The following is a 15,015-nucleotide window of genomic DNA, read 5'->3' as shown; positions in this document are numbered from 1 at the left end:
CGGCACAATAAAAGGCAAACAATAGCTAATGACAGCACAATTTGAACACGTATCCGTGCTTATGGACGAAACCATAGATGCACTTGCAATTAAGCCAGACGGTATATACATGGATGGCACTTTTGGACGTGGCGGTCATTCAGGTCAAATATTAGCGCGCCTTGGTAGTGAAGGTCGCCTACAGGCCATAGATCAAGATCCACAAGCAATTAAATCGGCTGAAAAATTTGCAGATGATCCACGCTTTGCAATTGCTCATACACGCTTTTCAAACCTATACGATGTGGCTGAGCAAAACGATCTGATTGGCAAAGTTGATGGCATTTTACTTGATATTGGCGTGTCGTCGCCACAGCTTGACGATGCACTGCGTGGCTTTAGCTTTATGAAAGATGGCCCGCTGGATATGCGCATGGATCCAACCACTGGGCGCAGTGCTGCACAGTGGCTGGCCGAAGCTGAACTTGACGATATTACCCATGTTATTAAAAAACTAGGTGAAGAAAAGTTTGGCAAACGCATTGCGCACAAAGTGCTTGAAGTTCGCGAACATACGCCAATTACCACTACTAAGCAGCTTGCCGACTTGGTAGATGAAGCGGTACCGGTTAAAGATAAATTTAAACATCCAGCTACACGTACTTTTCAAGCTATTCGCATTTATATAAATAGTGAATTAGAAGAAATTCAAACAGCATTACAATCTGCGATTAAAGTTCTTAAGCCAGGTGGTCGCTTAGTTGTTATTTCGTTTCACTCTTTAGAAGACCGTATTGTAAAACAGTTTATTAGAAAGCAAAGTCGTGGCGAGGCGCTGCCTCGAGGCTTGCCTTTAACTGACGCACAAATAAATCAAAATTTAACACTAAAAGCTGTGGGTAAAGCCATTAAGCCAAGCGCTGCAGAAGTAGAGCGTAACCCACGTTCACGTAGCTCTGTACTTAGGATTGCGCAGAGGCTGGGATGAGGAAAAAAGCGAGCTATCGTCAACCTAATTTATTTTTTGAAATAATTAAAGGCCTAGGTGCTAATAAGCTTACCTCGGCCTTATTGGTTGTGATACTCGCTTCTAGTTTAACTTTGGTGCAAATAACGCACCTTGCGCGAGGGCAACTTATCGAGCAAGACTCGTTACTGCAACAACGCGACGAATTAGATTTAGAGTGGCGTTACTTATTAGTAGAAGAAGAGTTTTACTCTCAGCATGCACGCATTGAAGAAGTTGCTATATCGCAGTTAAAAATGAAACGGCCAACCAGCCAAGATGAGCAGGTGATAATACTACAATGAGAACTCGCGGCAAAAAACCGGTTAATAATTTAATCACATGGCGCTTTACTTTAGTTTGCGCAGTGGTGTTTTTAGTGTTTGTAACACTGGTAGCCCGTGCTGCTTATTTGCAAATATTAGAACCAGATAAAGCCCGCTCAGAAAGCGATAAGCGTACCGTGCGAGTTGAAAAACTGCATGTACAACGAGGCATGATATTTGACCGCAATGGTAAAGAATTAGCGGTAAGTGTACCTGTAGTGAGTGTGTATGCAGACCCCAAAGCACTGCACAAATCATTGGTATCTAAAGTACTAAGGCAAGCACGTAAAAATGGTGAAGATCACCAAGCATTAGCAGAAAATACTGCTGAGCTAGATAAGCGTACTGCACTTTATTATAAAAACGATTTGCGCTGGCGTGAGCTTGCCGATGTTTTACGTTTAGAACCTAAAAAAATAAACTCACGCTTGCTAAACGATCCAACGCGCCGCTTTGTATATTTAAAGCGTCAAGTAACCCCCGCAGTGGCAAATTACATTGGTGATTTACGCCTACCAGGCATTCATTTACTCGACGAGTCAAAACGCTATTATCCCGCAGGCGAAGTAACTGCGCATATTATTGGCTTCACAAATATTGATGGTAAGGGGATTGAAGGCATAGAAAAGCTTTACGAAAATGCCCTTACAGGTGAAGAAGGCCGTCGTACAATTCGTAAAGACGCCCAAGGCCGTGAAGTTGCAGTACTTGACGAGCGAGAGCGTGTAGAGCCCGAAAGCATTCACTTAAGTATTGATCAGCGTATTCAAGGTATTGCTTACAAAGCGCTAAAATCGGCAGTGCTTACTTATAAAGCCACATCTGGCTCTGCCATGGTGGTAGATGTTAAAACCGGCGAAGTATTGGCTATGGTAAATAGCCCATCGTTTAATCCTAATAATTTAAATGACGCTGCCCCGCATAAGCGCCGTAACCGTGCTATTACAGATTTGTTTGAACCAGGTTCAACCGTTAAGCCTCTAGCCATTTTAGCTGGGCTAGACTACGGCGCAATTAAGGCCGATGACACCATTGACACCTACCCAGGTTGGATGCGATTAGGCGGCAGCTTAGTACAAGATACCCGTAACCACGGTGAGATGACGCTGCGCGAAATTTTAAAATATTCCTCAAATATGGGCGTTGCTAAAGTAACTCAGTTGGTACCCAAAGATTATTTAGTGGGATTATTTCAAAAGGTAGGATTTGGATCGGATTCTGGCACCGGTATGGTGGGTGAAAGCAGTGGGTTGTTTTATCCAAATCGCCGTTGGTCTGACTTCGAAATTGCTACATTATCATTTGGTTATGCTATTGCGGTAAGTACCGCGCAAATGGCACGTTTTTACACCATGTTAGGCGCAGGCGGAATTAATCGGCCATTAACCATTTTAAAGCAAGATGACATCCCTGAGGGGGAGCGTGTTTTTAAACAGAAAGACGTAGAAGCGGTTGTACACATGATGGAAAGTGTATTTGAAAAAGACGGTACAGCGCGCAGAATTAACGTAGATGGTTATCGAGCTGCTGGTAAAACAGGTACTTCTAAAAAAGCAGCTGTTGGTGGCTACGGTGACGAATATGTAGGCTACTTTGCCGGTATTGCACCTGCAAGTAATCCTAGATTAGCAGTGGTAGTGATGATTAACGAACCCGGCGGCGATGTGTACTATGGAGGTGCCACTGCTGGCCCTGCATTTGCAGAAATCGTCTCTAACGCATTAAGAATATTAAACGTAGCGCCCGATAAGGAAGAGGTAGCGTACGTAAAAGGTAAAGAGAACGATGCGTGATTTAAAAGCAATTTTAAAATATATAGAGATAGATGCCCCCTCGCAGCAGGTAGGGCACCTACGCCTTGATAGCCGGGAAGTAACGCCCGGTGATGTATTTGTGGCAATTAAAGGTCATCAATTAGATGGCGGACAATTTATTGCGAAGGCAATTGAAAATGGCGCGGTTGCAATTATTGCCGACAGATTATGCGAATTTGAAACTAGTTTTGAGCCACTTTACTTAGTGTCAGAGCTGACTAAAAAGCTCCCTGAGCTGGCGAGTCGCTTTTACCAGCAGCCAAGCCACATGCTTGATTTAATTGGTGTGACAGGTACAAACGGTAAATCGACCACCACGGCTATGATCGCTCATTTAGCGCAGTTTTGTAACAGCCAGTCGGCCATTATTGGCACCTTAGGCTATGGTCATCCAGATAATCTAACACCACTAATAAATACCACGCCATCGTCGGTTGATTTACAACGAATTTTAAATGATTTAAAGCAGCAAAATACCAAGCTAGTGGCGATGGAAGTGTCATCCCACGGATTAGTACAGCAGCGGGTTGCACAGTGTCAATTTAAAGCGGCGGTATTTACTAATTTATCGCGCGATCACCTCGACTACCATGGTGACATGGCGCGTTATGGTGATGCTAAGCTAATGTTGTTTAAAGACTTTGAGCCTGAACTTGTGGTTCTTAATCAAGATGATGGACAAACAGATCAGTGGCTCGAAAAATACAGCTTTAACAGTTTAGTGTGTTACGGGCGAAAAAACTTACCACCTAAAAATGCACAGTTTGTGTACTTTTCAGACGTTACTTATTCAGCGCAAGGCATAGCAGCACAATTAACTACAAGCTGGGGCGATATTGCTATAAAGTCGCCGTTATTTGGCGAATTTAATTTATATAATTTAACTGCGGCACTTGCAACTTTATTGGGGCTAGGTTATCCGCTAGCACAATTAATTGTAGGCTGTGCGCAATTGCAACCGGTAGCCGGACGCATGCAAGCATTTAGCGCCAAAGGCAAGCCAACCTGTATTGTTGATTACGCTCACACACCCGAGGCGCTTGCGCTTGCGCTGCAAGCATTACAGCAGCATGTACCTGGTGGAGTAAGTTGTGTATTTGGTTGTGGTGGCGACCGCGATAAAGGCAAGCGGGCATTAATGGCACAAGCGGCAGAGCAAAATGCGGATAAGGTTATTATTACCAGTGATAATCCACGTTCAGAAAATCCTGACGCCATTATTGCCGATGTAGCACAAGGTTTAGCGCAGCCAACAAAAGCTTATTTAGAGGCCGATAGAGCAACAGCTATTAGTTACGCTATAAGCAATGCCAAAGCAGACGAGGTTATTCTTATTGCTGGTAAAGGCCATGAAGACTATCAAATAATAGGTGATCAGCGCATCGATTTTTGCGATCGCCGTTACGTACAACAACAACTAAAAAAAGCAGTAAGAGGGACTCAAGCATGATCCCGATGGATTTTGATTGGCTAGCTAACGTGCTAGCAACCGATTATCAAGGTGATAATCAACCAGTGCTAAATATAAATACAGATACTCGCAGCATTTGCAGTGGTGAAGTGTTTTTAGCACTAAAAGGGCCAAATTTTGATGGTCATAAATTTATTGCCCAAGCAAAACAAAATGGCGCGATTGGCGTTATTGTGCAGCACAAAGTTGATGTTGATATTCCACAGTTTATAGTTGCCGATACCCGTTTAGCATTGGGAATTATAGGCGGCGCAGTAATGGCGCAAGTAGCCCCTAAAACTATTGCCATTACTGGCAGCGTTGGCAAAACCACAGTAAAAGAAATGTGCGCTGCAATTTTATCTGTGCATGGCGATGTACTAGCTACTAAAGGTAATTTTAATAACGATATTGGCGTACCGCTAACCTTATTACGCTTAGAGCCGCAACACCGTTTTGCCGTTATAGAGTTGGGTGCAAATCATTTAGGTGAAATTGCTTATACCACCGCTATGACCAAACCCGATGTTGCCGTGGTATGTAATGTAGCCGCCGCTCACTTAGAAGGTTTTGGCAGCTTAATGGGTGTGGCTAAAGCCAAAGGCGAAATTTTTGATGGGCTTAAAGATGATGGCGTTGCCATTGTTAATTGCGACAGTGAGTTTAGCCAATATTGGCTAGATAAACTCGATGGCCGTAAAGTAACGCGTTTTTCGAGCAGTGAAAAACTCGATATTTGGGCTGAAAATATTAGCCTAGATGAAAATGCTCGCGCTAGCTTTACCCTATGCACTAAAAATGCACAAATACCGGTTAAGCTTGCGCTACCAGGTAAGCATAATATTAGTAATGCACTTATTGCAGCAGCACTAACCAGTGAGTTTGATGTCACTCTTGAGGATATTGCCAATGCGCTGGCAACCATGGGGGATGTAAAAGGCCGCGTTAATTTAATTAATGTTTCTGACTTATTAACTGTGGTTGATGATACCTATAACGCCAATGTTAAATCGGTTAAAGCCGCCATTGATTTACTAAGTGACATGCAAGGGCATCGTATTTTAGCACTGGGCGACATGGGTGAACTTGGCGAAGAAGCACGTCAATATCATCAAGAAGTAGGCGAATATGCATTAGAGCAAGGCATCAATGAGCTGTTTACTTTAGGTGTATTAAGTCGCTATGCCAGTGATGTGTATGGCCTGCCAAATAGACACTTTTCAAACCGTGAGCAAATGCTGCAACAAATTCAAACAAGTATTAAAAAAGTAGATAAAAAAACCACCATAGTCGTGAAAGGATCACGCAGTTCTCGCATGGAGCTTTTAGTAACCGATTTAGTTAATGGCCAGCAACAAGCCATCAATGGAGTATTTTAATGTTAGTTTGGCTGGCAGAGTATTTAACCCAATATTACACGGGCTTTAATGTTTTTTCGTACTTAACCCTACGTGCGATTTTAGGGATTTTAACCGCATTAATGATGTCGCTTTATTTAGGGCCTAAGTTAATTCGCGCTTTGCAACGTATGCAAATAGGGCAAACAGTGCGCGATGACGGTCCACAATCGCATTTATCAAAATCGGGAACACCTACTATGGGTGGCTTACTGATTTTAGCGGCTATTTTTACCAGTACCTTATTATGGGCCGATTTATCAAATAAATATGTTTGGGCAACGTTATTTGTTATTGGCTCGTTAGGAGTGGTTGGCTTTGTGGATGACTACCGAAAAGTTATTCGTAAAGACCCTAAAGGTTTAATTGCTAAGTGGAAGTATTTTTGGCAATCAGTTATAGCCTTAGTTGTTGCTTGTGCATTATTTTTTACCAGCACTCAAGCCAATGAAACTTCGTTAGTTGTACCATTTTTTAAAGATGTATTACCGCAACTAGGCTTGTTTTACATTGTTATTACCTACTTTGCGTTAGTAGGAACATCAAACGCGGTAAACCTTACCGATGGACTTGATGGCCTTGCCATAGTACCCACTATTTTAGTGGCAGCAGCACTGGCAATTATTGCTTACTTAACTGGTAATGTGAATTTTTCGAATTACTTACATATTCCATATTTACCGCTGGCCAGTGAGCTTGTTGTGGTATGTACCGCAATAGTAGGCGCAGGGCTGGGCTTTTTATGGTTTAACACTTACCCAGCGCAAGTATTTATGGGCGATGTAGGCTCATTAGCATTAGGCGGTGCATTGGGTATTATTGCCGTATTAGTTCGCCAAGAGTTACTGCTTATTATTATGGGGGGAGTATTTGTAATGGAAGCCTTGTCGGTTATTTTACAAGTAGGCTCATATAAATTACGCGGGCAACGAATTTTTAGAATGGCGCCTATCCATCATCATTACGAATTAAAAGGTTGGCCAGAGCCGCGGGTTATTGTGCGCTTTTGGATTATTTCAATCGTGCTAGTGTTAGCTGGCCTTGCGACGTTAAAGATTCGATAAATGCGATACTTAAGTGAGATAAAAAACAAACAAATAACAGTGCTCGGACTCGGTGTAACCGGTCTGGGCATTGTGCGTTTTTTAGTGTCTCAGGGTTTAACACCAACCGTGGTTGATAGCCGAATAAACCCACCGGGAATTGATTGGCTAAAACAAAATACGCCAACCTTAACTACCCGTTTTGGTGATTTGGACAGTGCCGATCTTTGCGCCAGCGATATGATCATTATTAGCCCAGGCCTTAGCTTAACAATTCCAGCAATTGCTAAAGCTATAAACGCAGGCGTTGAAGTGATTGGTGATGTTGAGTTGTTTGCCCGTATTAATACTAAACCTGTGGTTGCTGTTACGGGATCTAATGGTAAATCCACAGTAGTCACACTGGCGCAGCAGGTATTACTTGCTGCTGGTTATAAAGCAGCATTAGGTGGCAACATTGGCACCGCAGTGCTTGATTTACTACAAAGTGATTTAAGTAACAACGACGTTGATGTGTACGTATTGGAGTTGTCTAGTTTTCAGCTAGATACCACAACAAGTTTACAGCCAATTAGCGCCACCGTGCTGAATGTTTCAGAGGATCACCTCGATCGTTACGCCAGTTATCAAGCTTATATAGATTCCAAGCTGAGTATTTATAATAACGCAGCTTTAGTGATAACCAATGCAGACGACGAAGCCACGCATAGTAAAGTAAAATCCCAATTAAGTTTTGGTGCTAACCAGGGCGATTACAGCCTTGGCGAATATCAGCAACAAACATATTTTATGCAGGCTAATAAAGCCTTTTTACCAGTAACTAGCTTGGCGGTAGTCGGCAAGCACAATTATTTAAATGCTCTTGCGGTAATGGCGCTACTTAGCCCGTTTAATATTAGTAAAGCACAATACAGTACAGCATTTAGCCAATTCAATGGCCTTGCACATCGCTGTCAGTTTGTTGCTGAACGTGCTGGAGTTAAATACTTTAATGACTCTAAAGCCACTAATGTGGGGGCTACTATTGCTGCAATAGATAGCCTTGCAACTAATGGCCAACAATTAATAGTTATTGCTGGTGGGGATGCAAAAGGAGCCGATTTAAACGCCCTTACACCTTACTTACAGCAGCATGTTAAAGCGCTAATTTGCTTTGGAAAAGATGCCAAAGATTTAATGGCATTAACCAATAAAAGCCATTTAACCAATAATATGAGCGAAGCGGTAACACTGGCTAAGCAATTAAGCGAGCCCGGTAATATTGTGTTACTTGCCCCAGCTTGTGCCAGTATTGATATGTACAATAACTACATGCAACGCGGCGATGACTTTATACAATGTGTTATGGCGGAACAGCCATGATGGCCTTTGCCGATATTAAAGAAGCACTAACGCCCAAGCCTTCGGCGCAGCTCTACGATGTACCATTATTGTATTGCATGCTGATGTTAATGGGGGTGGGTTTTGTCATGGTTACCAGTGCATCTATGCCTACAGCAGACAGATTATTTGGTAATATTTATCATTTTACTATTCGGCACGGTATATTTTTAGCTTTGTCGTTTTGTTTATTTTGGATCACCACTTCAGTGCCTATGAGCTGGTGGAAAAAAGCGAATCCGTACTTGTTGTTAGTGGGTTTAGGCTTATTACTTATAGTGCTTATTGTTGGCCGAGAAGTAAACGGTTCAACTCGTTGGATACCCATAGGGCCGTTTAACATTCAGGCATCTGAGCTGGCTAAGCTATTCTTTTTTAGTTATATATCAGGTTATTTGGTGCGTAAACGTAGCGAAGTCCAAGAAAACATAAAAGGTTTTATTAAGCCAATACTAGTATTTGCGGCTTATGCAGGATTAATTTTAATGCAGCCTGACTTAGGTACTGTGGTCGTTATGTTTGTAACTACCGTGGGTTTATTGTTTTTAGCTGGTGCCAAACTTTGGCAGTTTTTTGTATTAATTCTAACCGGTGTTGCCTTGGTTATCGGGCTAATAGTGCTAGAACCATACCGTATGGCGCGGGTTATTGGCTTTTTAGAGCCGTGGGACGATCCATTTGGCAAAGGGTATCAGTTAGTGCAATCGTTAATGGCTTACAGTCAAGGTGATTGGTTTGGCCAAGGCCTAGGTAACAGCGTACAAAAGCTACAATACTTACCCGAGGCGCATACCGATTTTATTTTTGCGGTAATAGCCGAAGAGCTTGGTTTTGTTGGTGTATCGAGCATATTAATAGTATTAGGCACCTTAGTGTTTAGAGCCTTACTAATTGGCCAAAATGCGCTTAAAAATGGTAAAGAATACGAAGGCTATTTAGCGTTGGCAATAGGTATTTGGTTTGCTTTTCAAACCATGGTGAACGTAGGCGCAAGTGCGGGTATTTTACCTACTAAAGGGTTAACACTGCCGTTTATTTCTTACGGTGGGTCGAGTTTACTCATGATGACAATTGCTGCTGGTATTTTATTACGTGTTGATTTTGAAACTAAAATGGCGACCAAACAAGCCACGTCAGGTGGAGCTAAGCGATGAGTAAAAAGTGTGTTGTAGTTGCCGGTGGTACTGGCGGACATATATTTCCGGGTATTGCTGTGGCCGACTACTTAAAGCAGCAAGGCTGGCAAGTAAGTTGGATAGGCACTCCCGATAGAATGGAAGCAACGGTTGTTCCTAAGCATAATATTGATATTAATTTTATTAATGTAAAAGGCGTACGTGGTAACGGAATAAAGCGTCTTATTAAAGCCCCATTCATGGTGCTTAATGCAATATTACAAGCGCGTAAGGTATTGAAAAGCGAAAAGCCCGATGTGGTACTCGCTATGGGCGGTTATGTAACTGGCCCAACAGGTATTGCAGCTAAAAGTTTAGGTATTCCGCTGGTGATTCATGAGCAAAACGCCATTGCCGGTATGAGCAATAAGTGGCTTGCTAAGTTTGCTAATCGGGTATTGGCGGCTTTTCCAAGTGCATTTGCTACAGGGCAAGCCGAGTTAGTTGGTAATCCAGTGCGAGAAAGCGTGGCAAATATTGCAGTGCGAGAAGTATCAAGCCCAATTAATATTTTAGTGGTAGGCGGCTCATTAGGAGCGCAAGTACTTAATACAACTTTGCCTGCTGCGTTTGCAGAGCTGGGTAATACCAATGCTATAAGTGTTTGGCACCAAACGGGTAAAGGGCACTTAGGCAGTGTTGAAGCTGCTTATAAGTCGCATAAATTTAGCACTGAAAATACAAAAGTAGCTGAATTTATAGATGATATAGACACAGCTTACGGCTGGGCTGATATTGTTATTTGCCGCTCGGGCGCGCTCACTGTGAGTGAAATTGCCGCTGCTGGTAAAATGGCAGTGTTTGTACCTTTTCCGCATGCGGTGGACGACCATCAAACAGCTAACGCACAGTATTTAGTTGTGGCAAATGGTGCATTACTAATGCCACAAGGGCAGTTTAATCAACAATCAATTGTTGCGCTTTTAAGCCCATATTTAGCTAAACCTTCATTAATTAAAGAAATGGCGGCAAATGCAAAACAGCAAGCCATTTTAGATGCCACAGCAAGCGTAGCTATGCACTGTGAGCAAGTAACCAATAAGAGAGCATAAGTGAAACAAACGTCAATAAGAGAGCAATATACACGACCAGCAATGCGTCGCATTGAAACCATCCACTTTGTTGGTATTGGCGGCGCAGGCATGGGCGGCATTGCCGAAGTACTCGCGTTTGAAGGTTATAGGATTACCGGTTCAGACATTGCGCACAGCGCTATGACAGACAGGTTAATTAAAGCCGGTGCAGAGGTGTTTATTGGGCATCACGAAAATAACGTAAAAGATGCCAATGTAGTGGTTGTTTCCAGTGCTATTGATGAAACAAATCCAGAAATTATAGCCGCAAAGGCCGCAAGAGTACCTGTGGTACGCCGCGCCGAAATGCTCGCTGAGCTAATGCGCTTTCGCCATGGTATAGCTATTGCGGGTACACACGGTAAAACTACAACAACCAGTTTAATTGCCAGTATTTATGCACAAGCTGGCCTTGATCCAACATTTATAATTGGTGGCTTGTTAAATAGTGCCGGCAGCAATGCAAAAGTAGGTAAAAGCGACTTTTTAATCGCCGAAGCGGATGAAAGCGATGCCTCATTTTTACACTTACAGCCAATGGTATCGGTGATCACTAATATTGAAGAAGATCACATGGAAACCTATGGCGGCAGCCTAGAAAAAATGAAAGACACTTATGTGGACTTTATTCATAACCTGCCGTTTTATGGCTTAGCTGTAGTGTGTATTGACTCTGAAGTCGCGAGCGAGCTTATACCGCGTTTTGGTCGCCCAGTGATTACTTATGGCGAGTCGAGCGATGCGGATTATCGCATGAGCGACTTTAGCCAGTCGGCAAACACGTGCAAGTTTACGGTAACCAATAAACAAGGCGAGAGCTTAACCGCAACGCTAAATATGCCAGGCAAGCATAATGCACTTAATGCCACTGCAGCTATAGCGGTAGCAAAAGATCAAAATATTGCTAATTTCGCTATTTTAGAAGCATTGCAAAAATTTGAAGGTATTGGCCGACGTTTTCAGCACTACGGTGAATTTGAAAACGAACGTGGCAGCGTAATGTTAGTTGACGATTATGGGCATCATCCGTCAGAAGTGGCCGCCACTATTACCGCTGCTCGTGAAGGCTGGCCAGATAAGCGTTTAGTTATGGTGTATCAACCTCATCGCTTTACTCGTACTCGCGACTTGTACGAAGATTTTGTAAAGGTATTAGCCGAGGTTGATCAGTTGTTACTACTCGATGTATACAGTGCTGGCGAAGAGCCAATTGTAGGCGCAGATAGTAAAAGCTTATGCCGTAGTTTACGCCAGCGCGGTAAAGAGCCCCGCCACGTAGCTAATAGCGCAGAGCTGGCAAGCGTATTAGCCGATTGCTTACAAAATAACGATTTAGTATTAACCCAAGGGGCTGGCAACATAGGGCAATTAGTAAAAACCTTAGCCGCTACGGGTATGTCGATAGAAAAACTTAAACAAGGTGAAGTATGACACAGTTAAATACGCAGTTTGGTAAAGTAGCGGTGCTGTTAGGGGGTAACTCAGCAGAGCGTGAAGTGTCATTAAGATCAGGACAAGCGGTATTAAATGCATTGCAAAATCATGGCATAAACGCCATTGCCTTTGACCCAAAAGAGCGCCCGTTATGGGAGCTAAATGAGTTAGCAATTGATAGAGTGTTCATTGCACTGCATGGTCGTGGTGGCGAAGACGGTACAGTGCAAGGTGCGCTTGAATTTATGAACCTGCCGTATACTGGCAGTAACGTACTAGGCTCAGCGCTGGCTATGGATAAAGTGCGTTGTAAGCATTTATTTAAATCGGCAGGGTTAAGTACCGCTCCTTATACCGTGGTTGATGCCAAAAAAGGCTTTGATGCAGCGGCAATAATGCAGCAATTTAAAAAAGTGATGGTAAAGCCGTCACACGAAGGCTCAAGTATTGGTATGGCACAAGCAAGCACGCCACAAGAGCTTGAAGATGCACTGAGTAATGCGTTTAAGTTTGATAGCCAAGTGCTAGTTGAGCAGTGGATCAGTGGCCGCGAATTTACCATAACGGTATTAGGCGATGAAGTGTTGCCAGTAATCGAAATGACAACCCCCAATGGTTTTTATGATTACCAAGCTAAATATCAAGCAACCACCACGCAGTATCATTGCCCGGCAGATTTATCGCCTGCAGATACCGAGCACTTACAAGCAATGGCACTCGATGCATTTGATTTAGTAGGTGCTAGCGGCTGGGGACGCGTAGATGCAATGCAAGATCAGCAAGGTAATTTTTACTTATTAGAAGTAAATACAGTACCCGGTATGACCGAAAAGTCGCTTGTACCTATGGCGGCAAAAGCACATGGTGCAAGTTTTGAGCAATTAGTTGTTCGCATTTTGGAGCAAACACTTTAATATGCATCCCCTTTTAGAAAAAACGCTACAAATCAAACCGCAACTAAACTGGTCGCTGATTTTTGGGGTGAGTTTTTTTCTAGCTGTAGTAATCGGCTTAGTGCAAATTACCACAGGTGTATCGGATTGGTTGGTAGAAAATAAAGATGCCCAAATTAAGCATTTAACTGTGCAGGGTAATCCTAAATATACCGACGAAATCGCTATTATTAGAGCGATTAAAAAAGCAGATTTAACTAGCTTTTTTGACCTTAATGTAAAGCATGTACAGCAATTGGTACAAGATTTACCTTGGGTTGCAAGTGTATCGGTGCGTAAACAATGGCCCGACACACTGCAAGTTTATGTAGTTGAGCACCGCGCTGTTGCGCATTGGAATAGTGACTTGTTACTTAATCAAAACGGCGATGCATTTGAAGCTAAAAGTAATAAGTTAAGTAAAAACTTACCTCAACTATATGGCCCAGAGGGCAGTGAGCAAGAAGCATGGATTGCGTTTCAGCAATTTGACGAAATGCTAAAAGTAAACGCATTAACGTTAAAAAGTTTAGCGTTATCGGAGCGTTTCTCATGGCAGTTGTGGCTAGATAATGGAGTGCGCTTAAATTTAGGGCGCAAAGATAAAGCTAAGCGTGTACAGCGTTTTATAGACGTTTATCCACGCATGGAAAAGCGTGCAGATGCTCAAATAGATGCAATCGATTTACGCTACGATACTGGCCTTGCAGTCAGCTTTAAGCCATTGCAAGAAGAACAATTACAAAATAAGAGTAAGGCATGACTAAGTCAGCAGAAAGAAACCTAGTGATTGGATTAGACGTTGGCACCTCAAAAGTGATTGCAACGGTAGGTGAAATCACCGCAGACAACAAACTCAGTATTGTTGGTGTAGGCACGCAAATATCCCGAGGTATGGATAAAGGCGGCGTAAACGATTTAAACTTAGTATCTGAGTCTATTCGCCGAGCCATAGACGAGGCCGAATTAATGGCTGATTGTCGTATTAGCTCAGTGTACCTTGGTATCTCTGGCAAGCACATACAGTGCCAAAACGAAAGCGGTGTAGTAGCAATTAACAACACCGAAGTAACCGATGAAGACATTGAAAATGTGATTCATATTGCTCGCTCTGTGCCTATTTCAGCAGAGCGCAAAATGCTGCATGCGTTACCACAAGAATACAGTATCGACATGCAAGAAGGGATTAAAAACCCACTTGGTATGAGCGGCGTACGTATGGAAGCACGTGCTCACATTATTACGTGCTCAAACGATATGGCAAAAAATATCGAAAAATGTGTACAGCGTTGTGGGCTTGAAGTTGACCAACTTATTTTTACTGCACTTGCCTCATGTTACTCGGTACTGACCGATGATGAAAAAGAGCTGGGAGTAGCAGTACTTGATATTGGTGGTGGCACTATGGATATCACTATATACATTAATGGTGCACTGCGTCACTCAGCGGTTATTCCGGTGGCGGGTAACCAAGTAACTGGCGATATAGCAAAAATATTTCGCACACCTATATCACATGCAGAGGCACTCAAAGTACAATACGCCTGTGCTAGTAGCCAAATGGCCAGTAATGAAGACACCATAGAAGTACCGAGTGTAGGCGGACGCCCAGCTAGATTAATGTCACGTCATACATTATCGGAAGTGGTAGAGCCAAGATTTAGAGAATTATTTGAATTAGCGATGGAAGAAATTCGTCGCTCAGGGTTAGAAGACCAAATTGCAGCAGGTCTCGTTATCACAGGCGGAACTGCTAAAATGGCCGGCGCAATGGAAGTAGCAGAAGATATTTTCCAAATGCCGGTAAGAATAGGCAAACCAATTGGGATAGTTGGTTTGACAGACTATGTGGACGATCCTTCGTACGCAACCGCTGTTGGTTTGTTACAATACGGGCGTACCATGCAATCAATGAATGCACAAAAGTTGAAAGCAGAAGGGAATAATAATTTATGGAGCCGCATTACTAAGTGGTTCCAAGGCGAGTTTTAGTACTCAAGTCGGAG

Annotated in this window: 13 protein-coding genes; all 13 read left to right on the top strand. The window is 43.0% G+C overall.

Annotated elements, in window-relative coordinates:
* The first annotated feature begins 28 nt into the window (after window positions 1-28).
* From rsmH to ftsA, 13 genes are read left to right on the top strand one after another with little or no spacing between them, the layout of a single operon-like run.
* Complete coding sequence (gene rsmH, locus CIK86_RS10485; RefSeq protein ID WP_058374125.1) at window positions 29-967, top strand: 16S rRNA (cytosine(1402)-N(4))-methyltransferase RsmH; 939 nt, start codon at window positions 29-31, stop codon at window positions 965-967.
* Window positions 964-1,290 carry a cell division protein FtsL gene (gene ftsL / locus CIK86_RS10480; protein ID WP_086993255.1) on the top strand — a complete coding sequence of 109 codons (327 nt, stop codon included), beginning with the start codon at window positions 964-966 and terminating at the stop codon, window positions 1,288-1,290. The genes rsmH and ftsL overlap by 4 nt, the downstream gene beginning before the upstream one ends.
* A complete protein-coding gene (locus CIK86_RS10475) occupies window positions 1,287-3,104 on the top strand; it encodes a peptidoglycan glycosyltransferase FtsI (RefSeq protein WP_011329158.1) in 1,818 nt (605 codons plus the stop codon). Before ftsL ends, CIK86_RS10475 begins: the two co-directional genes overlap by 4 nt.
* Entirely contained in the window at window positions 3,097-4,575 is a 1,479-nt protein-coding gene (gene murE, locus CIK86_RS10470) for a UDP-N-acetylmuramoyl-L-alanyl-D-glutamate--2,6-diaminopimelate ligase (protein WP_086993256.1), read from the top strand. Before CIK86_RS10475 ends, murE begins: the two co-directional genes overlap by 8 nt.
* On the top strand, window positions 4,572-5,954 hold the full coding sequence (gene murF / locus CIK86_RS10465; protein ID WP_011329156.1) for a UDP-N-acetylmuramoyl-tripeptide--D-alanyl-D-alanine ligase: 1,383 nt from the start codon (window positions 4,572-4,574) through the stop codon (window positions 5,952-5,954). Before murE ends, murF begins: the two co-directional genes overlap by 4 nt.
* Window positions 5,954-7,036, top strand: coding sequence for a phospho-N-acetylmuramoyl-pentapeptide-transferase (gene mraY / locus CIK86_RS10460; RefSeq protein ID WP_011329155.1), 1,083 nt, complete (start codon window positions 5,954-5,956; stop codon window positions 7,034-7,036). The genes murF and mraY overlap by 1 nt, the downstream gene beginning before the upstream one ends.
* Window positions 7,037-8,377 carry a UDP-N-acetylmuramoyl-L-alanine--D-glutamate ligase gene (gene murD, locus CIK86_RS10455; RefSeq protein ID WP_086993257.1) on the top strand — a complete coding sequence of 447 codons (1,341 nt, stop codon included), beginning with the start codon at window positions 7,037-7,039 and terminating at the stop codon, window positions 8,375-8,377.
* Complete coding sequence (gene ftsW / locus CIK86_RS10450; protein ID WP_041454565.1) at window positions 8,374-9,549, top strand: cell division protein FtsW; 1,176 nt, start codon at window positions 8,374-8,376, stop codon at window positions 9,547-9,549. Before murD ends, ftsW begins: the two co-directional genes overlap by 4 nt.
* Window positions 9,546-10,622, top strand: coding sequence for an undecaprenyldiphospho-muramoylpentapeptide beta-N-acetylglucosaminyltransferase (gene murG / locus CIK86_RS10445; protein WP_086993258.1), 1,077 nt, complete (start codon window positions 9,546-9,548; stop codon window positions 10,620-10,622). The genes ftsW and murG overlap by 4 nt, the downstream gene beginning before the upstream one ends.
* Window positions 10,623-12,074 (top strand): UDP-N-acetylmuramate--L-alanine ligase, encoded by a 1,452-nt coding sequence (murC, locus tag CIK86_RS10440; protein ID WP_041454564.1) that lies wholly within the window; start codon window positions 10,623-10,625, stop codon window positions 12,072-12,074.
* Window positions 12,071-12,991: a D-alanine--D-alanine ligase gene (locus tag CIK86_RS10435; protein WP_011329150.1), complete on the top strand. Its 921-nt coding sequence runs from the start codon at window positions 12,071-12,073 to the stop codon at window positions 12,989-12,991. Before murC ends, CIK86_RS10435 begins: the two co-directional genes overlap by 4 nt.
* A gap of 1 nt (window position 12,992) precedes the next feature.
* Window positions 12,993-13,772 carry a cell division protein FtsQ/DivIB gene (locus tag CIK86_RS10430; RefSeq protein ID WP_086993259.1) on the top strand — a complete coding sequence of 260 codons (780 nt, stop codon included), beginning with the start codon at window positions 12,993-12,995 and terminating at the stop codon, window positions 13,770-13,772.
* Window positions 13,769-15,001, top strand: a complete 1,233-nt coding sequence (ftsA, locus tag CIK86_RS10425; RefSeq protein WP_011329148.1) for a cell division protein FtsA — start codon at window positions 13,769-13,771, stop codon at window positions 14,999-15,001. Before CIK86_RS10430 ends, ftsA begins: the two co-directional genes overlap by 4 nt.
* The last annotated feature ends 14 nt before the right edge of the window (window positions 15,002-15,015 follow it).

The sequence above is a fragment of the Pseudoalteromonas sp. JB197 genome (assembly GCF_002332205.1).
GTDB classification, from domain to species: domain Bacteria; phylum Pseudomonadota; class Gammaproteobacteria; order Enterobacterales; family Alteromonadaceae; genus Pseudoalteromonas; species Pseudoalteromonas nigrifaciens.
Note: the sequence above shows the minus strand (reverse complement) of the source record. Positions and strands in the feature narration are given on the sequence as shown.

What these genes read in the sequence shown, in the direction of transcription:
- murF (WP_011329156.1), top strand. Translation starts at nt 4,572, where the DNA reads ATGATCCCGATGGATTTTGATTGGCTAGCTAACGTGCTAGCAACCGAT.
- ftsW (WP_041454565.1), top strand. Translation starts at nt 8,374, where the DNA reads ATGATGGCCTTTGCCGATATTAAAGAAGCACTAACGCCCAAGCCTTCG.
- rsmH (WP_058374125.1), top strand. Translation starts at nt 29, where the DNA reads ATGACAGCACAATTTGAACACGTATCCGTGCTTATGGACGAAACCATA.
- murE (WP_086993256.1), top strand. Translation starts at nt 3,097, where the DNA reads ATGCGTGATTTAAAAGCAATTTTAAAATATATAGAGATAGATGCCCCC.
- mraY (WP_011329155.1), top strand. Translation starts at nt 5,954, where the DNA reads ATGTTAGTTTGGCTGGCAGAGTATTTAACCCAATATTACACGGGCTTT.
- CIK86_RS10475 (WP_011329158.1), top strand. Translation starts at nt 1,287, where the DNA reads ATGAGAACTCGCGGCAAAAAACCGGTTAATAATTTAATCACATGGCGC.
- ftsL (WP_086993255.1), top strand. Translation starts at nt 964, where the DNA reads ATGAGGAAAAAAGCGAGCTATCGTCAACCTAATTTATTTTTTGAAATA.
- ftsA (WP_011329148.1), top strand. Translation starts at nt 13,769, where the DNA reads ATGACTAAGTCAGCAGAAAGAAACCTAGTGATTGGATTAGACGTTGGC.
- CIK86_RS10435 (WP_011329150.1), top strand. Translation starts at nt 12,071, where the DNA reads ATGACACAGTTAAATACGCAGTTTGGTAAAGTAGCGGTGCTGTTAGGG.
- CIK86_RS10430 (WP_086993259.1), top strand. Translation starts at nt 12,993, where the DNA reads ATGCATCCCCTTTTAGAAAAAACGCTACAAATCAAACCGCAACTAAAC.
- murD (WP_086993257.1), top strand. Translation starts at nt 7,037, where the DNA reads ATGCGATACTTAAGTGAGATAAAAAACAAACAAATAACAGTGCTCGGA.
- murG (WP_086993258.1), top strand. Translation starts at nt 9,546, where the DNA reads ATGAGTAAAAAGTGTGTTGTAGTTGCCGGTGGTACTGGCGGACATATA.